Genomic DNA, 16,639 nt, shown 5'->3' on the forward strand with positions numbered 1-16,639 from the left:
CACATTCAGGGATTCAGGGATTTCGGGCGGAGCGTGTACGTGACTTCAGCAGCACCCATCAGGGTCGGTGTTCTCGGCGCCAAGGGCAAGGTGGGCCGCGCGATGAGCGAGGCCGTCGAGCAGGCTGCCGACCTCGAGTTGGTGGCCGGTGTCGATCAGGGTGAGCGCATCGAGCACTTCGTCGACCAGCGCACTCAGGTGGTCATCGACTTCACACACCCCGATGTCGTGATGGACAACCTGCAATTCCTGATCGCCAACGGCATCCACGCCGTGGTCGGCACCACAGGCTTCGACGACGCCCGCCTCGCGCAGGTGCGGTCGTGGCTCGACGAGCGCCCGGGCGTCGGCGTGCTGATCGCACCCAACTTCGCAATCGGCGCCGTGCTGTCGATGCGCTTCGCGGCGGCCGCTGCCCGCTTCTTCGACTCGGTCGAGGTCATCGAACTCCACCACCCGAACAAGGCCGACGCTCCGTCGGGCACCGCATACCGGACGGCGGCGCTCATCGCCGAGGCGCGCGAGAAGGCCGGCCGCGGACCGAGCCCCGACGCCACCACCACCGAACTCGAGGGTGCACGCGGGGCCGACGTCAACGGCGTGCGGGTCCACTCGATCCGCCTCGCGGGCCTCGTCGCGCACCAGGAGGTGCTCCTCGGCACCCAGGGCGAGACGCTGACCATCCGGCACGACTCGATCGACCGGAACTCGTTCGCTCCCGGCGTGCTGCTCGGCGTGCGTGAGATCGGGCAGCGCCCCGGCCTCACCGTCGGCATCGACCCCCTGCTGGACCTGTGAAGAACAAGTCCACGCGCGTCGTCGTCGCGATCGCGGCGATCGTCTTCGCGCTCGCGTTCTACTTCGTTTTGCTCGGGCAGCGCGGTGTCGCGCTGATCCAGGACGGTCGCGTCGTGCCCGTCGTCCTCGGCATCGCGGTGCTGGTGTTGCCGTTCCTCGGAGTGTGGATGGTCGTCGCCACCATCCGGTCGGGTCTCGCGCACCAGCATCTTGCCCGCCGCATGCACGACGAGGGACTCGAGCTCGACGTCGAGGACCTGCCGCGCCGGCCGTCGGGCCGCATCGAACGCGACGCCGCCGACGAACTGTTTGCACAGGTCAAGCAGGAGTGGGAGGCCGATCCCGACAACTGGCGCAACTCGTACCGCCTCGCCCGCGCCTACGACTACGCGGGTGACCGTGGCCGAGCGCGCGACACGATGCGCCGCGCCGTTGCACTCGAAAAGCTCGAGCGGGAGGCCTGACCGCGATGGTCGACGGTCCGCCGGAGAAGGCAGGGAAGACCCTGCTGGTCGTGCACCACACGTCCTCTCCGGCGACCCGCGAACTTCTCGAGTCGGTGCTCGCCGGTGCTCACGACCCCGACATCGCCGGTGTCACGGTGCGGTCCGTGCCCGCGCTGCATGCGACCGCCGTCGACGTGCTCGGGGCCGACGGCTACGTCTTCGGGACGTCCGCCAACTTCGGATACATGTCGGGCGCGCTCAAGCACTTCTTCGACACCGTCTACTACCCGTGCCTCGACACGGTCGCAGGCCGGCCGTTCGGGCTGTGGGTGCACGGCAACAACGACACCGCGGGTGCGGTGAAATCCGTGCAGAAGATCGTCACCGGACTGGAATTGGTGCAGGCCGCGGAGATCGTCGAGATCACCGGGCCGATCGACGCCGCAGTCCGCGAGCGGTGCTACGAACTGGGCGCGACGGTCGCTGTGACCGTCGCCGGCGATCTCTGATCCGGTATCAGTTCATCGGCACCGTGTTCGGGTCGGATCGGTCCGGCGGCCCGGGCTGGAACGGTGGAGGATTCTCGGCGTCGAAGACGTCGGGCAGCGTGGCACACGTGGCACCCGGCTCGGGAAACGTGTTGCGGTTCAAGCGAAGCGCATTGACGAACTGATCGATCCGGGCGTCCAGCGGCCCGTCCACCACCAGTTGGTGCCCCCAGGACTGCAGTGAGATCGGAACGGACAGACCGGGATACGGCGACATCATCAGGTACGGCTGTCCCTCCACCCGGTCGACGAGTCCGTCGAGCGCCGCGCCGGTGACGAGCGTGGGGTCGTACGTGATCCACACCGCGCCGTGCTCGAGGGAGTGCACGGCGTTCTCGCTGCGAATCGGCTTGTCGTACACCGTTCCCGTGCAGGACGCCCACACCGCGTCGTGCGGACCGCCGAACGGGGGAGTGCGGTCGTACGCCACCCGCTGGGTCTCGCGGACGTGGAGCCCGGCCGGATACTCGATGACCGTGATGCCCTCGATCCCGAGCGACGGGTCGGGATTGGCGGTCGACGGTGCGAACGGATCCGCGACCGCGGAACCCTCGACAGTGCTGCCGCACCCGGCGGCGACGAGCATGAGTGCGCCTGCCAGCGGCGCGGCCCGCAGGAACGTTCGCACGTGTGCCGGCCTACTTGCCGTCGACGAACTTGGTGAGACCCGCGCTGGCGGTCTCGAGGGCCATCTTCTGGGCCTTCTTCAACAGGAAACCGGGCAGCGGGATCTTGGGATCGACGGTGAGCGCGAACTTCACGAGCGTGCCGTCGCCCTTGGGTGTGAGGGTGTAGGAGCCGTCCTGGCTGTTCTGCTGGGTGCTCTCGACGAGGGTCCAGGACATGCTGGTGTCGCCGTCCCACGAGTAGTCGACGACCTGCTCGTCGTTGATACCCATGATCGACACCGTCATCCGCACGCGATTGACGCGGCCGTCCGGGTGGGTGCTCTCGACGATGACCTTCTTGTGAGCGGACGACCATTCGGGCAGGCGGTCGACAGCGGCGATAGCCGCCATCACATCGGCCGGCGCGGCCCTGACCTCGAATTCCTTTGCCCCGGAAACAGCCATGCTCTCCACTCCTCAACCCCGTGAAAACACCGAACGACGAGACGCAATTAGACCATTACCGGGGGTGGGATTCCGGCAGGTGACGATCGGCAGCGCCGAACGTCGTCGGCGCGTTCACCGATCGTCGTCGGGGCGGCTCCGGCGCATCTGGTCGCGCAAGGCGCCCTGGACGGCCTGGGAGACCCAGGAGTTGAGCGACATCCCGTCCTGCACTGCGGCCTCCTCGGCGCGGGACTTGATCTGATCGACCAGGCGCAGGGTGACCCTGCTGATGTCGCCGGTCATGTCTTCGAGGGTGCGAAAGGCATCCGAGGGGTCACTCGGCCGCTCGGCGTTCGCGGAATCGCGGTCGGGCCGGCGCCTCGCCGACTCGACCTTGACGTCGGTGCCGTCGAACCGCACATGGAGGGTCCGGTCGCCCATTTCCTCCGACGCCTCGCGGGCGAGGTCGGACAATGCCGACACCAGCATCAGCTGTGCCGAGCGTTCCATCGCCGCCGCGAGGGCCTGAGCGATCCGCTGGGTCTGTTCGTCCCCGAGCGCGGCGGCGGCGGTGAGGTCGTCGCGCAGGCGGGCCGTGTACTCGGTGAGATCCATGACGCCATCATGGCGTCGCGCGTGATGTCATGTCAACGGCGTTTGATGTCGGCATGGCGTCATTCGAGCATCGTCGCCTTGATCGCCGCGACGTCCTGGTCGGTCAGTCCCAGGCCCCAGCGCACGTACCCGTCGAAGCTGCCGTACCGCTCGTCGGCGGCGCGGAAGGACGTATCGAGCAGCGACAGGGACACGCCGTCGATCGGATCGGTCTCGCTGGTGTTCCGGTAGTAGTTGCTCAGGAGATAGTCGGCATTCACCGTCGCGCGGTCCACACCGAGGAGCGTCAACAGCACCGCCGTCGTCCAGCCTGTGCGGTCCTTGCCCGCGCTGCAGTGGTAGAGCACGGAGCCGCCCGAGTGGGTGATGTCGCGGACGTCCTTGAACACCGCCGCGAACCCGGTGTTCGCGCTCGGTCCGAACACGAAGTCGCGGTACGCCGCCGGCAGGTCGACCAGCGTCGTCAAGGGAGAACCGCCCAGGACGTCGTCGACGTTGTAGGTCGCGCCGGCCGGGACCCGATCGGGCAGGGCGGTGCGCTCGAGAACGGTCCGCAGGTCGTCGACCTCGCGCACACGCAGGCGCTCGAGCGTGGCCAGATCTGCGGGCGTCACACGGTCGAGTGCGTCCGAGCGGAACACGAGACCAGTTCGGACGGTTCGGCCGTCCGAGGTGGTGTAGCCGCCGACATCGCGGGCGTTCGGCGCGCCTTCCAGATGCAGGGACCGATCGGCGATCGTCAGATCGGTGACCGGTGCGGCGGCGGTCACCGCCGGACCGCCCAACGTGAGTGCGATGGTCGCGGCGAGCGCGGCGATGGTCCGGCGCAGGAGGGATTGTGAGGGTGCCACGGTCGGGTCTCCGATCGGTGCGGCGAAGGGGTCCTTTCGAGTCGTACACCGACCGGGTGCCCCGGCGGTGACGTTCCGATGAATCCCGCGGCCGTGCGCGTGATCGGCCCCGGTCACGGCGAGGGTTAAGGTGCGGTCGACAAGGTGCGCGACGATCCCGGAGGAAGTGCAGTGCCCAACGCGGTGTCCCTGAAGGTCCAACTCGTCGCGAAGACCGAGTTCTTTCCGCCCGCCGACGTCCCGTGGGAGACCGATGCCGATGGCGGCGAGGCGCTCGCCGAGTTCGCCGGCCGCGCCTGCTATCAGAGCTGGTCCAAGCCGAACCCGCGTACCGCCACCAATGCGGGATACCTGCGGCACCTGCTCGAGGTGGGGCACTTGTCGGTACTCGAACACGGCAGCGTCAGCTTCTACATCAGCGGTATCTCGCGCTCGTGCACGCACGAGCTGATTCGGCACCGGCACTTCTCGTACTCGCAGCTCTCGCAGCGGTTCGTCCGCGAGAACGATGCCAACGTCGTCGTCCCTCCGGCCGTCGCCGGGGACGCCCACCTCGAGGAGCTGTTCGCGAAGGCCACCGCGGCGAGCCGCGACGCGTACGCGGAACTGCTCGGTGCGCTCGAGGAAAAGCTCGCCGACGAGCCCAACGGGCCCGTGCGCAACAAGCAGGCGCGTCAGGCGGCGCGCTCGGTGCTGCCGAACGCCACGGAGACCCGCGTCGTGGTCACCGGCAACTATCGCGCCTGGCGCCATTTCGTCGAAATGCGGGCAACCGAGCACGCCGACGTGGAGATCCGTCAGGTCGCTATCGAGTGCCTGCGGCAGCTGCAGGCGGCAGCTCCGAATGTGTTCGGCGACTTCGAAATCGTGACGTTGCCCGACGGTTCCGAGGTGGCGACGAGCGAGTTCGCCGCGGTGCTCTGAGCTGCTGGGCGTTCGGCGGTGCCGTCGCGTTCAAGTCTGCAACCGAGACCGGGTAGCCTTCTGACCATGACCTACGGTGATTCAGCTGCATCCGTCGAGCATCCGTTCGGCACCGTCCTCACGGCAATGGTGACCCCATTCACCAAGGACGGAAAGCTGGACGTAGACGCCGGCGTTCGCGTGGCCACCCACCTCGTCGACAACGGTTGCGACGGACTTGTGCTCGCGGGTACCACCGGCGAATCGCCCACCACCACGGAGGACGAGAAGCTGGAACTGCTGCGCGCGGTCATCGCCGCCGTGGGCGACCGGGCCAAGATCGTCGCCGGTGCAGGCAGCAACGACACCGCGCACAGCGTCGAACTCGCACGTGACGCTGCCCGTGCGGGCGCGCACGGTCTGCTCGTCGTCACGCCGTACTACTCGCGTCCGCCGCAGGCCGGTCTCTACGCGCACTTCACGGCCGTTGCCGATGCGACCGATCTGCCGGTCATGCTCTACGACATTCCGCCCCGCTCCGTCGTCCCGATCGAGACCGAGACAATTCGTCGCCTCGCCGACCATCCGCGCATCCTCGCGGTCAAGGACGCCAAGGGCGATCTGAACGCAGGCGCCGAACTCATCGGCACCACCGATCTCGACTTCTTCTCGGGCGACGACCCACTGAATCTGCCCTGGCTATCCGTCGGTGCTGTGGGCTTCGTCAGTGTGATCGGCCACCTGGTCCCGCAGCGACTTCGCGCACTGCACACCGCGTTCATGGAGGGCGACCTCGAGAGGGCTCGCGAGATCAACCTGAGCCTCGTGCCCGTGAACCGCTCCGTGGCGCGCCTCGGCGGCGTCAGCGCATCGAAGGCCGGACTTCGACTCATGGGTCTCGACGTCGGCGAGCCTCGCCTGCCGCAAGTCGCCCCCACTACCGAGCAAATCGACATTCTGGCCGCAGAACTGGCCGCAGCGGGGGTTCTGGCATGACTCGTCCCACACGTCGTCGTAGTGCTTCCCGCCAGGCCGGTCCGCCGGCTCCGGCGGCTGAGCGTCCCGCCTCCACGCCCGTGGCCTCGAAGCCGGTGAGCGAGCAGTCGGCCCCGGCGAAGCCGGTGAGCGAGCAGGCTGCCGCCGAGCGTCCCGCTGCTGAGCGTCCCGCCGCCAAGAAGTCAGGGGCACGCAAGTCTCCGGCCAAGCGGTCGCAGCGGTCCAAGGCCCCGGCTCCCGTGCCCGCCGACCCCACCGACCGGCTCGGCCTGCCGCCGAAGGCGCCGAAGAACGGCCTGCGCGTCGTGGCGCTCGGCGGCATCGGCGAGATCGGCCGCAACATGACCGTTTTCGAGCATCAGGGCAAGCTCCTGATCGTCGACTGTGGCGTGTTGTTCCCCGAGGACCAGCAGCCCGGCGTCGACCTGATCCTCCCGGACTTCCGGTACATCGAGGATCGCATGGACGACGTCGAGGCGATCATCCTGACGCACGGCCACGAAGACCACATCGGTGCGGTGCCGTTCCTGCTGCGCCTGCGGCCCGACGTCCCGATCATCGGCGCCAAGTTCACGCTCGCGCTCGTCGCGGCGAAGTGTCGCGAGCACCGCCAGCGGCCCAACCTCGTCGAGGTCGTCGAGGGCGACAAGACCACGCACGGACCGTTCGAGTGCGAGTACTACGCGGTGAACCACTCGATCCCCGACGCGATCGCGGTCGCTATCCGCACGAGTGCGGGCGTCGTGCTGCACACCGGCGACATCAAGCTCGACCAGTTGCCGCTCGACGGTCGTCTCACCGACCTCGCCGGCTTCTCCCGGCTCGGTGACGAGGGCGTCGACCTGTTCCTCGTCGACTCCACCAACGCCGAGGTACCGGGCTTCGTCACGCCCGAGCGTGAGATCGGTGGCGTGCTCGACAACGTCATCGGCAAGGCCACGCAGCGCGTGATCGTCGCGTCGTTCGCGAGCCACGTGCACCGCATCCAGCAGGTCGTCGACGTCGCCAAGCGCTACAACCGCCGGGTCGCCTTCGTGGGCCGCTCGATGGTCCGCAACATGCAGATCGCACAGGACCTCGGGTACCTGTCGGTGCCGGACGGCCTCGTCGTCGACATCGACACCGCCGCGAACCTGCCCGACGACAAGCTCGTGCTCATCTCGACCGGCTCGCAGGGTGAGCCGCTGTCGGCGCTGTCCCGGATGGCGCGCGGCGAGCACCGCCAGATCAACGTCCGCGCGAACGACCTCGTCGTGCTCGCGTCGTCGCTGATCCCCGGCAACGAGAACTCGGTGTTCGCCGTCGTCAACGGTCTCGCCAAGCGTGGCGCCACCGTCGTCACACAGCAGAGCGCCAAGGTCCACGTCTCCGGGCACGCATCCGCCGGTGAGCTGCTGTACCTGTACAACGCGGTGCGCCCCACCAATGCAATGCCGGTGCACGGTGAGTGGCGGCACCTGCGCGCCAACGCCGCGCTGGCCGAGGCCACCGGTGTGCCGAAGGAGCGCATCGTGCTCGCCGAGGACGGCGTCGTCGTCGACATGGTCGACGGACTCGCCGAGATCGTCGGGCGAGTCCCCGTCGGGCACGTGTACGTCGACGGCAACTCGGTCGGCGACGTAGGGCATTCGACGCTGTCGGATCGACTCATCCTGGGGGAGGGCGGCTTCATCTCGATCTCCGTCGCCATCGACACGGAGACCGGTCGCGCCGTCAGTGAACCCGAGGTCAGCGGTCGAGGCTTCTCGGACGACCCGCAGGCGCTGTCGGAGGCGGCACGCCTCGTCGACAAGGTCCTCGGCGACCTCGCCGCGGAGGGCATCAACGACACCCACCGCATCGCGCAGGCCGTGCGCCGCGTGGTGGGACGCTGGGTGGCGGACAAGTACCGCCGCCGGCCGATGATCGTGCCGACCGTCATCGGGGTGTCCTAGCCCGAGACGGGGCGGTCGGACGCGGCGGGTGAGGAGGATGTCCCGTCATGACCGAACGCAAGCCGCTGCGCGCCACGTTCGAGTCGTGGGTCGAGGCCCAGATTCGTGGCGCCTACGAGCGGGGTGAGTTCGAGAACCTCGAGGGCGCAGGCAAACCGATCCCGGGCGGGGCCGGTGGTGACTGGTGGGTGCGCGGATACCTCGAGCGCGAGGGGATGTCCGCGGATGCCCTGCTGCCGGAGCCGCTCCGGCTGCGCAAGGACATCGAACGACTACCGGAGGCGGTGCGCTCGGCCCGGACCGAGCCCGAGGTGCGCGACGCGGTCGCGCGCCTCAACCGCCGGATCGCTGCCTGGCTGCGCAACCCCTCCGGGCCACAGGTCCCGATCGGCCGCGTCGACGCCGACGAGGTTGTCGCGCGGTGGCGTCGGGATCGCGCGTCGCTTCTTGTCGTCGAGGTCGGCGTGATCGGCGAGGAACAGCGCAGGGCCCGTCGAGCCTCCGCGAGCGCTGCGCTCGCGGAGGCGGGGTACACCGAAATCCGTCGGGGCGCCGTGCGGTTCGATCGCCGCCGCCGTTTCGTGTGGCCGTTCGGGCGACGTCCGAAGTCCGTGTGAGCGTGGCGGATTCAGCCCTCGAGCTTGCCGTAGTCCACGGTGAACCACTGTTCGGGGCGCATTCGGATCACGACGGCACGGTCATTGAAGGAATCCGCGATGAACTTCTCCGCCTCCTTCTCCGGGAGGTACCGGCGGACAAGGGGGCGGATGTCGTCGGGCGTGACCGACTCCTGGAACGTCGCCGGTCCCTCCACACTCACGTAGCGGTACGGGGGTTCTTCCTGCTGCGCGCACAGACTGAAACGGCCGCTTGCGCGGATCAGCCGTTCCTTGACGGTGCCGTTCTCGGTCCACACCATCACCTCGCCGCCGGGGGAGTAGTGGTACCAGATCGGCACCGCGAGCGGCGCGCGCCCGTCCCGTTCGGCGGCGATCACACCGACATGGAGGTCGGCGAGGAACCGTTCGCGTTCCTCCACGGACATGGTGGTGCTCGACATATGTCGCTCCTTTCGTTTCGGACCGGACGCCTCCCACGCTAGGACCCGCGGGCGGAGAGTCCGCGCCCTTCCGCGAATCTGCGGTTACCGTGTGGTGTGCCCTATGCCCGTGACGAACGACACGCCCTCGTCGAGACCATGCGCACTGTCGGCCCCGAGGCGCCGACGCTGTGCGGGGACTGGACCGCCCGCGACCTCGCTGCGCATCTGGTGCTGCGGGAGCGCCGCCTCGACGCGACCCCCGGAATCATGGTTTCGGCGCTCGCCGGGCATACCGAACGCGTCCAGCAAGGGATCGCGGCGCGGGACTGGAACGAACTGCTCGACGACGTGCGCTCGGGTCCGCCGGTCTGGTCCCCGTTCCGTTGGGTGGACGAGCAGGCCAATCTCTCCGAGATGTTCATTCACCACGAGGACGTTCGCCGTGCGCGCGACGAGTGGACCGTGCGGACGCTCCCCGACGGCATGCAGGAGAAGCTGTGGACGATCGCGAGCGGCATCGGTCGTCGCAGCTACCGAAGGTCTCCGGTGAGCGTCGTGCTCGAGCGTCCCGACGGTAAGCGGTCCGGCGTTCGATCGGCAGGCTCGGCAACGGTCACGCTGCGCGGTGAGCCCGCCGAACTGCTGCTGCACGCGTTCGGTCGCGATCAGGCGCGGGTGGAGTTCGACGGGGAGGCCGCGGACGTGGCGGCCGTCACCGCACTCGACCGCAGCATGTGAGACGCGGGGCTTCCGGCGTGCATATCAGAGCAGCTCGGCGGGTGTGGCGGGTGTTGCGGATGGTCCGGATGGTGCCCGAGCGACTAACCTGACCTCTATGGCAGGGAAGACGAGCGCCCGCGGATCGAGTTCGGCAGCATCGACCTCGAGGACACGTGCGCGCTCATCGGCCTCCACTGCAGGCGGGTCGAAAGCGTCGGGCCGCGGTGGCGGGTCGTCGGCGTCACGCAAGCCCGCCGCCACCCGCAAGGCCCCGGCGCAACGTAAGCCCGCCGCATCACGTGGTGGTTCGGTCGGACGCCGGCCGGCGCCCAAGAAGTCATCCCGCGGGTCCGGTGCGCTGGCATCGATCGGCAGGGGCATCGGCTCGGGCTGGTCGATGGTCGCCAAGGGCGTCGGTGCCACGACCCGCACCGTCAGCAAGGCCACCGAGATCGAGAACGGCCATCGCCGGGACGGCATCGCGCTCGGTCTGATCGCCGTCAGCGTGGTGATCGCCGGCGGCATGTGGTTCTCCGCGGGTGGGCCGGTCGGGGAGTGGATCGAGACCGCCGTCCGTGCCGTTGTCGGCGCCGTCGCTGCCGTTCTTCCCCTCCTCGGAATCGGCATCGCGATTGCTCTCATGCGAACCGAGCCGAAGCCGGACATTCGTTCCCGGCTGGTCCTCGGGTCGCTACTCGTGGGCCTTCCCGCAGTCGGCCTCTGGCACATCGCGGCCGGATCACCCACCACGTCGGACGGTTGGCCGTCAGCGGCGGGGATCGTCGGCTACGTCGTCGCGGGCCCGCTCACCAGCGGTGTCACTGCCTGGCTTTCTGCTCCGCTGCTGCTGATGGCGATGTTCTTCGGGGTACTGCTCCTCACCGGGACCACCGTGCGCGAGGTGCCCGAGCGCTTCCGCTCGTACTTCGGCACGTCGTACCACGACGACGAGTACGACTACGCCGACGATCCCGACTTCGACGACGAAACCGCCGACTACGGGTCTGCTGACTACGGGTCCGACGACTACGACCCCGCGGGCTTCGATGCCGACGGCTACCCGGTCGACACCGGTCGGCCGGCCCGGCGCACGCCGCGCCGTCGCCGCAGCACACCCGAACTGAACTACCCCACCGATGAGGTCCACCCCGACGCGGCCACCGAGGTGCTCGGGTTGTGGGATCCGGGCGACCCCGCGCCCCCCGCGCCCGCCCCGCCCGCACCCGTGCCCGAGCCGGCACCGCCCGTGCGGCCCAAGCCGCGCGCGAAGGTGACGCCCACTCCCAAGCCGGAGCCGGAGCCGGCGGCGGAAATGGAGACGCTGGTCCCGGACCGTGTCGTCGAGGGCGACTACGCGCTGCCTCCGCTGTCGCTGTTGGTCGAGGGCGACCCGCCCAAGCTGGGCAGCCAGGCCAACGATGCGATGATCGAGGCCATCACCGAGGTTCTCCAGCAGTTCAAGATCGATGCTGCGGTCACCGGGTACACGCGTGGCCCGACGGTCACTCGCTACGAGGTGGAACTGGGTCCGGGCGTCAAGGTCGAGAAGATCACCGCGCTCGCCCGCAACATCGCGTACGCGGTGGCGACGGACAACGTCCGGCTGCTCGCGCCCATCCCGGGCAAATCCGCGGTCGGCATCGAGGTGCCCAACTCGGATCGCGAGATGGTGCGCCTGTCCGACGTCCTCGGGGCGTCGTCGACCCGCAAGGACCATCATCCGCTGGTGATCGGTCTCGGCAAGGACATCGAAGGCGACTTCGTGAGCGCGAACCTCGCGAAGATGCCGCATCTGCTCGTGGCCGGCTCCACCGGTTCCGGTAAGTCCAGCTTCGTGAACTCGATGCTGGTCTCACTGTTGACCCGTGCCACGCCGGACGAGGTCCGGATGATCCTCATCGACCCCAAGATGGTCGAGCTCACGCCGTACGAAGGCATCCCGCACCTCATCACACCCATCATCACGCAGCCCAAGAAGGCGGCCGCGGCACTCGCCTGGCTCGTCGAGGAGATGGAGCAGCGCTACCAGGACATGCAGGCCAGCCGGGTCCGCCACATCGACGACTTCAACGCAAAGGTCAAGTCCGGGGAGATCACGACGCCGCTCGGCAGCGAGCGTGTGTACCGTCCGTACCCGTACATTCTCGCGATCGTCGACGAGCTCGCGGACCTGATGATGACCGCCCCGCGCGATGTGGAGGAGGCGATCGTCCGCATCACGCAGAAGGCGCGTGCGGCCGGTATCCACCTCGTGCTCGCGACGCAGAGGCCGTCCGTCGACGTCGTCACCGGTCTCATCAAGACCAACGTCCCGTCGCGGCTCGCGTTCGCGACCTCGTCCCTCACCGACTCGCGCGTCATCCTCGACCAGCCGGGCGCCGAGAAGCTCATCGGTATGGGCGACGGGCTGTTCCTGCCGATGGGAGCCGGTAAACCGGTCCGCATGCAGGGCGCGTTCATCACCGACGAGGAAATCGCGGCGATCGTCGACTTCGCCAAGAATCAGGCCGAGCCCGAGTACACCGAGGGCGTCACCGCGCAGAAGGCGGGGGAGAAGAAGGACGTCGACCCCGACATCGGCGATGACATGGATGTGCTGCTGCAGGCGGTCGAATTGGTGGTCTCGAGCCAGTTCGGGTCCACGTCGATGCTGCAGCGAAAGCTTCGCGTGGGCTTCGCGAAGGCCGGCCGACTCATGGATCTCATGGAGACCCGCGGCGTCGTGGGTCCGAGCGAGGGGTCGAAGGCGCGGGAGGTCCTGATCAAGTCGGACGAGCTGGAGGGTCTCCTGTGGTCGATCCGTGGTGGCGACCCGGAGGCGGCACCGGACTCCGACTGACCGATTTGTCCGTATTAGGCCTCGGCGCGGTGCCTGTGGTTGAATAGGAAGCACTTTTGGAGGGGAGTATCCCCGTTCCTGCGGCAGACTCGTCAACACGATCGGCACCGTTGCCGGTCCGGTTCTGTCGGCCGATCACACCTGGCATCGCCGGTCGATCTGCGGGAGAGACCTCCGGTGGTGAAACGTACCTACCGGAGGTCTATCGCTGATGAATGTCTCCCCCCTCGTCTGGATCATCACGTGTTTGGTGATTCTCGGACTCTTCGTCTTCGACTTCTTCGCGCACGTGCGCACCCCGCACGCTCCGTCGTTCCGCGAGTCGGCCTTCTGGTCCGCGGTCTACATCGGTATCGCGATCGTTTTCGGCCTGATAGTCATGTCGATCTGGGGCACTACCTTCGGCGGTGAGTATTTCGCCGGCTACGTCACCGAGAAGGCGTTGTCCGTCGACAACCTGTTCGTCTTCGTGATCATCATGTCCACCTTCGCGGTGCCGCGTGAGTACCAGCAGAAGGTGCTGCTGATCGGCATCGTCATGGCGCTGGTCATGCGTGGCATCTTCATCGCGGTCGGTGCCGCGGCGATCAACACCTACAGCTGGGTTTTCTACCTGTTCGGCGCGTTCCTGATCTTCACGGCCGTGAAGCTGGTCAAGGACTCGGGTCACGAGGCCGAGGTGGAGGAGAAGCGCGAGAGCAAGATCGTCACGCTTATCAAGCGCCTCCTCCCGACGACCGAGGAATACGACGGCGACAAGCTGATCACCAAGATCGACGGCAAGCGTGTCGTGACGCCGCTGCTGCTGGCGCTCGTCGTCATCGGCTTCACCGACGTGCTGTTCGCGCTGGATTCGATCCCCGCAATCTACGGCCTCACCCAGGAGCCGTACCTGGTGTTCACCGCCAACGCGTTCGCGCTGATGGGCCTGCGCCAGCTGTACTTCCTCATCGGCGGACTGCTCGAGCGTCTCGTGTACCTGTCCTACGGACTGTCGCTCATCCTGGCGTTCATCGGCGTCAAGCTGGTCCTGCACGCCCTGCACGAGAACAGCCTGCCGTTCATCAACGGTGGTGAGCACGTCTCGGTCCCCGAGATCTCGACCGTGATGTCGCTGAGCGTGATCTTGGGTGTCCTCGTCGTGACGACGGTTGCGAGCCTGCTCAAGACTCGCAACAAGTCGGACGACACGCCGGTTCACAACTAGACGTGCACAACTGACCGGGAACGCCGGTCGGACCAGTGGTCCGACCGGCGTTCGCCGCTCACTTCACGAAGACGCCGAACACCGGAATCCACTCGCGGACGACACGTGCTTGCACGAGGTCCCGTTTCGCGAACGGATCCTGATCGAAGAGCGAGTTCACGTCCTCGGCGTCCGCGGCCTCGACCATCATGAGGGCGCCACCGCCATCGGCGAACGGCCCGGACGAGTGGACGATGCCACGGCGGACGAGATCCGCGAGCCACGCGCGGTGGTCCGTGCGATGGTCGTCGCGTTGCGCGGACTTCTCGTGCGCGTATGTGTATTGGACTGCGAACAGCGGCATGGTTCCTCGTTCCCGGAGTGTGGACGTGCTCAGAGCGTCAGCAGCATGCGGGTATTACCCAGCGTATTCGGCTTGACGTAACTCAGGTCCAGGAACTCGGCGACACCGGTGTCGTAGGAGCGGCACATCTCGGCGTACACCTCGGCGGTGACGGGGGTGCCCTCGATCTCCGCGAACCCGTGCTTGGCGAAGAAGTTCACCTCGAAGGTGAGGACGAACAATCGTTCGAGTTCCAGTTCGCGAGCCATCTCGATGAGCTTCGCGACCACCAGGTGGCCGGCGCCGCGACCCTTGACCGACGGATCGACCGCGACCGTGCGGACCTCGCCGAGGTCGGACCACAGCACGTGCAGCGCGCCGCAGCCCACGACCGCTCCGGCCTCCTCCACGACCCAGATCTCCTGCACGGCCTCGTACAGCGTCACGAGATTCTTCTCGAGCAGGATTTTCCCGGCGTATATGTCGATGAGTCGTTTGATTTCCGGTACGTCCGAGGTGCGCGCGCGGCGCACCTTCATCCCTTCAGCCTCGTTCGATCCAGCCGTCGGAGTCCCAGATGTCATGTGGTGCACAGTAGTCATCCCCCGAACCGATATTGTGAGCAGTGTGCCGCCCCGATCCGTCGCCCCGAATCACGTCCCGTACGTCTCGGGCATGCCTGGGCGAACCGTCGGATCGGATCGCTCATGAGCACCCCTCGGCGTGAGACGGCCGCAGCACCCGACGCCCAGCCGGCTGCCGGCGTCGCACCGCACACCCCGGTGCCGCTGCTGAACATCGCGAACATCCTGACGATCCTCCGGATCGTGCTCGTTCCGGTATTCCTGGTGGCGCTGTTCGTGGATGGCGGGCACTCCACGGGATGGCGGATCATCGCTGCATCGATCTTCGCGATCGCGGCCGTCACTGATCGGATCGACGGACAGCTGGCCCGCAAGCATGGGTTGGTGACCGATTTCGGGAAGATGGCGGATCCGATCGCCGACAAGGCACTCATCGGCGCGGCGCTCGTCGGGCTGTCGATGCTCGGCGACCTGTCGTGGTGGGTCACCGGCATCATCGCGGCACGCGAGCTGGGTATCACGCTGATGCGCTTCGCGGTGCTGCGCCACGGGGTGATCCCGGCAGGGCGCGGCGGCAAGCTCAAGACCCTCGTGCAGTCCGTCGCGATCGGCCTGTACCTGGTCCCGCTGCCGGACGCCTTCATGCCGCTCAGCGCCACCCTGATGGGCATCGCAGTGCTGCTGACGGTCGCCACCGGCCTCGACTACGTGGTTCAGGCCGTGCGGCTGCGCTCCGGTGTGCGACACGGCGGCACATGACGGATCCGCTCACCGCGTCGGTGCCCGCTCGGGACCTGGTCGAGGCACTGGCCCGGCGGAGTCAGACCGTGGCCACAGCGGAGTCGCTCACCGCAGGTCTCCTCGCCGCGACGGTGGCGGGAGTGCCCGGCGCGAGCACTGTGCTGCGAGGTGGGCTGATCGTCTACGCGACCGACCTCAAAGGCAGCCTCGCCGGGGTCGAGGCCGCTGTCCTCACCACCGACGGTCCGGTCGCGTCGACCACGGCCGCTCAACTTGCGGCAGGGGCGCGCGAACGCTGCGGGGCAGACTGGGGGATCGGCCTGACCGGAGTGGCCGGTCCCGACCCCCAGGACGGTCACCCGCCCGGAACGGTGTTCCTCGGCGTCAGCGGGCCCGACGGTACCGAGGTCACGGCCCTGGAATTGACCGGCGAGCGGTGGGAAATCCGCCTCGGCAGTGTGCGAGCGGCGGTGTCGGGTTTGCTCGAACGTCTGGCGCGATAGGGTTTCGGGAACCAATCGACCGCGTTCGTGCGTTTGTATTCACGAGTGGGGTGTCGGAAGAAGGAGGAGCGAGATGGCGCTGCTATTGCGTGAGGCAATCGGTGACAGTCTTCGGCGCACACGCGTGTCGCAGAGCCGGACGCTGCGTGAGGTCTCGAACAGCGCGCGCGTCAGTCTCGGGTACCTCTCCGAGATCGAGCGGGGTCGCAAGGAGGCGTCGAGCGAACTCCTCGCCGCCATTTGCGTCGCGCTCGAAGTTCCACTGTCCGAGGTGCTGGTCGACGTCAGCGAGTCGCTGGCAGTCAAGGCGCCGGACACCACTGGTGCGGCCCCGGGTGCCCAGCAGGTGAGTGGCCGCATCGCGAAGGACACGCGCGTCGTGATCCCCGCGCCTGCGACGCGCGCTCTCGCGGCTGCCTGAGTCGTGTACCCGACACGCACGAACCGATAGATTCACAGCAGGGCGATCGGCAGTCACGAACCACACGGTCCGTAGGCTTCGGTCGAGCAAGTAGGGGCAGAACTCGAGTTCGAT

Annotated in this window: 20 protein-coding genes; 13 read left to right on the top strand and 7 right to left on the bottom strand. The window is 67.7% G+C overall.

The features are described 5' to 3' along the window. Positions 1–39: 39 nt before the first annotated feature. The 3 genes from dapB to C8K36_RS15305 are packed head-to-tail and all read left to right on the top strand — an operon-like array spanning position 40 to position 1,753. Positions 40–798, top strand: coding sequence for a 4-hydroxy-tetrahydrodipicolinate reductase (gene dapB / locus C8K36_RS15295; protein ID WP_107985521.1), 759 nt, complete (start codon positions 40–42; stop codon positions 796–798). Then, positions 795–1,262, top strand: a complete 468-nt coding sequence (locus tag C8K36_RS15300; RefSeq protein WP_107985363.1) for a hypothetical protein — start codon at positions 795–797, stop codon at positions 1,260–1,262. The genes dapB and C8K36_RS15300 overlap by 4 nt, the downstream gene beginning before the upstream one ends. A 5-nt stretch (positions 1,263–1,267) precedes the next feature. Beyond that, positions 1,268–1,753 (top strand): flavodoxin family protein, encoded by a 486-nt coding sequence (locus C8K36_RS15305; RefSeq protein ID WP_107985364.1) that lies wholly within the window; start codon positions 1,268–1,270, stop codon positions 1,751–1,753. Between the two features lie 7 nt (positions 1,754–1,760). On the opposite strand, the gene C8K36_RS15310 is transcribed toward C8K36_RS15305, so the two are convergent. The 4 genes from C8K36_RS15310 to C8K36_RS15325 all read right to left on the bottom strand — a co-directional run bounded on the left by C8K36_RS15310 (position 1,761) and on the right by C8K36_RS15325 (position 4,313). Continuing rightward, entirely contained in the window at positions 1,761–2,420 is a 660-nt protein-coding gene (locus tag C8K36_RS15310; RefSeq protein ID WP_107985365.1) for a DUF3105 domain-containing protein, read from the bottom strand. A gap of 10 nt (positions 2,421–2,430) precedes the next feature. Continuing rightward, positions 2,431–2,865 carry an SRPBCC family protein gene (locus C8K36_RS15315; protein WP_107985366.1) on the bottom strand — a complete coding sequence of 145 codons (435 nt, stop codon included), beginning with the start codon at positions 2,863–2,865 and terminating at the stop codon, positions 2,431–2,433. Positions 2,866–2,979: 114 nt separating this feature from the next. After that, entirely contained in the window at positions 2,980–3,462 is a 483-nt protein-coding gene (locus tag C8K36_RS15320; protein ID WP_107985367.1) for a hypothetical protein, read from the bottom strand. Between the two features lie 59 nt (positions 3,463–3,521). Beyond that, on the bottom strand, positions 3,522–4,313 hold the full coding sequence (locus tag C8K36_RS15325; RefSeq protein WP_258195431.1) for a tyrosine-protein phosphatase: 792 nt from the start codon (positions 4,311–4,313) through the stop codon (positions 3,522–3,524). A gap of 171 nt (positions 4,314–4,484) precedes the next feature. On the opposite strand from C8K36_RS15325, the gene thyX reads away from it, so the two are divergent. The 4 genes from thyX (at position 4,485) to C8K36_RS15345 (ending at position 8,763) form a co-directional block, all read left to right on the top strand. Beyond that, on the top strand, positions 4,485–5,237 hold the full coding sequence (thyX, locus tag C8K36_RS15330) for an FAD-dependent thymidylate synthase (RefSeq protein WP_107985369.1): 753 nt from the start codon (positions 4,485–4,487) through the stop codon (positions 5,235–5,237). Between the two features lie 66 nt (positions 5,238–5,303). Further along, the gene (gene dapA, locus C8K36_RS15335; protein WP_107985370.1) at positions 5,304–6,212 is read left to right on the top strand and encodes a 4-hydroxy-tetrahydrodipicolinate synthase; all 909 of its coding nucleotides are present in this window, start codon (positions 5,304–5,306) and stop codon (positions 6,210–6,212) included. Further along, positions 6,209–8,146: a ribonuclease J gene (locus tag C8K36_RS15340; protein ID WP_107985371.1), complete on the top strand. Its 1,938-nt coding sequence runs from the start codon at positions 6,209–6,211 to the stop codon at positions 8,144–8,146. Before dapA ends, C8K36_RS15340 begins: the two co-directional genes overlap by 4 nt. A gap of 47 nt (positions 8,147–8,193) precedes the next feature. Continuing rightward, positions 8,194–8,763: a DUF1992 domain-containing protein gene (locus C8K36_RS15345; protein ID WP_107985372.1), complete on the top strand. Its 570-nt coding sequence runs from the start codon at positions 8,194–8,196 to the stop codon at positions 8,761–8,763. An 11-nt stretch (positions 8,764–8,774) separates the two neighbouring features. On the opposite strand, the gene C8K36_RS15350 is transcribed toward C8K36_RS15345, so the two are convergent. Beyond that, the gene (locus C8K36_RS15350; protein ID WP_107985373.1) at positions 8,775–9,206 is read right to left on the bottom strand and encodes a pyridoxamine 5'-phosphate oxidase family protein; all 432 of its coding nucleotides are present in this window, start codon (positions 9,204–9,206) and stop codon (positions 8,775–8,777) included. A 96-nt stretch (positions 9,207–9,302) separates the two neighbouring features. Here C8K36_RS15350 and C8K36_RS15355 point away from each other — a divergent pair, with 96 nt between their 5' ends. The 3 genes from C8K36_RS15355 (at position 9,303) to C8K36_RS15370 (ending at position 13,954) form a co-directional block, all read left to right on the top strand. Continuing rightward, positions 9,303–9,926, top strand: coding sequence for a TIGR03085 family metal-binding protein (locus C8K36_RS15355; RefSeq protein WP_107985374.1), 624 nt, complete (start codon positions 9,303–9,305; stop codon positions 9,924–9,926). A 97-nt stretch (positions 9,927–10,023) separates the two neighbouring features. Further along, positions 10,024–12,747, top strand: a complete 2,724-nt coding sequence (locus C8K36_RS15365; RefSeq protein WP_181319576.1) for a DNA translocase FtsK — start codon at positions 10,024–10,026, stop codon at positions 12,745–12,747. A 211-nt stretch (positions 12,748–12,958) separates the two neighbouring features. Next, the gene (locus C8K36_RS15370) at positions 12,959–13,954 is read left to right on the top strand and encodes a TerC family protein (protein WP_107985376.1); all 996 of its coding nucleotides are present in this window, start codon (positions 12,959–12,961) and stop codon (positions 13,952–13,954) included. Positions 13,955–14,012: 58 nt separating this feature from the next. On the opposite strand, the gene C8K36_RS15375 is transcribed toward C8K36_RS15370, so the two are convergent. Beyond that, positions 14,013–14,297, bottom strand: a complete 285-nt coding sequence (locus tag C8K36_RS15375; RefSeq protein ID WP_107985377.1) for a YciI family protein — start codon at positions 14,295–14,297, stop codon at positions 14,013–14,015. Positions 14,298–14,326: 29 nt separating this feature from the next. Continuing rightward, the gene (locus C8K36_RS15380) at positions 14,327–14,815 is read right to left on the bottom strand and encodes an amino-acid N-acetyltransferase (RefSeq protein ID WP_107985378.1); all 489 of its coding nucleotides are present in this window, start codon (positions 14,813–14,815) and stop codon (positions 14,327–14,329) included. A gap of 168 nt (positions 14,816–14,983) precedes the next feature. On the opposite strand from C8K36_RS15380, the gene pgsA reads away from it, so the two are divergent. The 3 genes from pgsA to C8K36_RS15395 all read left to right on the top strand — a co-directional run bounded on the left by pgsA (position 14,984) and on the right by C8K36_RS15395 (position 16,525). Continuing rightward, positions 14,984–15,619 carry a CDP-diacylglycerol--glycerol-3-phosphate 3-phosphatidyltransferase gene (gene pgsA, locus C8K36_RS15385; protein WP_107985379.1) on the top strand — a complete coding sequence of 212 codons (636 nt, stop codon included), beginning with the start codon at positions 14,984–14,986 and terminating at the stop codon, positions 15,617–15,619. After that, positions 15,616–16,104, top strand: coding sequence for a CinA family protein (locus C8K36_RS15390; RefSeq protein ID WP_107985380.1), 489 nt, complete (start codon positions 15,616–15,618; stop codon positions 16,102–16,104). Before pgsA ends, C8K36_RS15390 begins: the two co-directional genes overlap by 4 nt. Positions 16,105–16,177: 73 nt before the next feature. After that, positions 16,178–16,525, top strand: coding sequence for a helix-turn-helix domain-containing protein (locus tag C8K36_RS15395; RefSeq protein WP_107985381.1), 348 nt, complete (start codon positions 16,178–16,180; stop codon positions 16,523–16,525). Positions 16,526–16,639 lie beyond the last annotated feature (114 nt).

It is taken from the genome of Rhodococcus sp. OK519 (assembly GCF_003051005.1).
Taxonomy (GTDB): domain Bacteria; phylum Actinomycetota; class Actinomycetes; order Mycobacteriales; family Mycobacteriaceae; genus Prescottella.

Bases quoted from the DNA above. Each gene is read 5' to 3' on its own strand.
- C8K36_RS15305 (WP_107985364.1), top strand. From the start codon at position 1,268: ATGGTCGACGGTCCGCCGGAGAAGGCAGGGAAGACCCTGCTGGTCGTG.
- C8K36_RS15315 (WP_107985366.1), bottom strand. From the start codon at position 2,865: ATGGCTGTTTCCGGGGCAAAGGAATTCGAGGTCAGGGCCGCGCCGGCC.
- C8K36_RS15320 (WP_107985367.1), bottom strand. From the start codon at position 3,462: ATGGATCTCACCGAGTACACGGCCCGCCTGCGCGACGACCTCACCGCC.
- dapA (WP_107985370.1), top strand. From the start codon at position 5,304: ATGACCTACGGTGATTCAGCTGCATCCGTCGAGCATCCGTTCGGCACC.
- C8K36_RS15340 (WP_107985371.1), top strand. From the start codon at position 6,209: ATGACTCGTCCCACACGTCGTCGTAGTGCTTCCCGCCAGGCCGGTCCG.
- C8K36_RS15345 (WP_107985372.1), top strand. From the start codon at position 8,194: ATGACCGAACGCAAGCCGCTGCGCGCCACGTTCGAGTCGTGGGTCGAG.
- C8K36_RS15350 (WP_107985373.1), bottom strand. From the start codon at position 9,206: ATGTCGAGCACCACCATGTCCGTGGAGGAACGCGAACGGTTCCTCGCC.
- C8K36_RS15365 (WP_181319576.1), top strand. From the start codon at position 10,024: ATGGCAGGGAAGACGAGCGCCCGCGGATCGAGTTCGGCAGCATCGACC.
- C8K36_RS15370 (WP_107985376.1), top strand. From the start codon at position 12,959: ATGAATGTCTCCCCCCTCGTCTGGATCATCACGTGTTTGGTGATTCTC.
- C8K36_RS15375 (WP_107985377.1), bottom strand. From the start codon at position 14,297: ATGCCGCTGTTCGCAGTCCAATACACATACGCGCACGAGAAGTCCGCG.
- C8K36_RS15380 (WP_107985378.1), bottom strand. From the start codon at position 14,815: ATGAAGGTGCGCCGCGCGCGCACCTCGGACGTACCGGAAATCAAACGA.
- pgsA (WP_107985379.1), top strand. From the start codon at position 14,984: ATGAGCACCCCTCGGCGTGAGACGGCCGCAGCACCCGACGCCCAGCCG.
- C8K36_RS15390 (WP_107985380.1), top strand. From the start codon at position 15,616: ATGACGGATCCGCTCACCGCGTCGGTGCCCGCTCGGGACCTGGTCGAG.
- C8K36_RS15395 (WP_107985381.1), top strand. From the start codon at position 16,178: ATGGCGCTGCTATTGCGTGAGGCAATCGGTGACAGTCTTCGGCGCACA.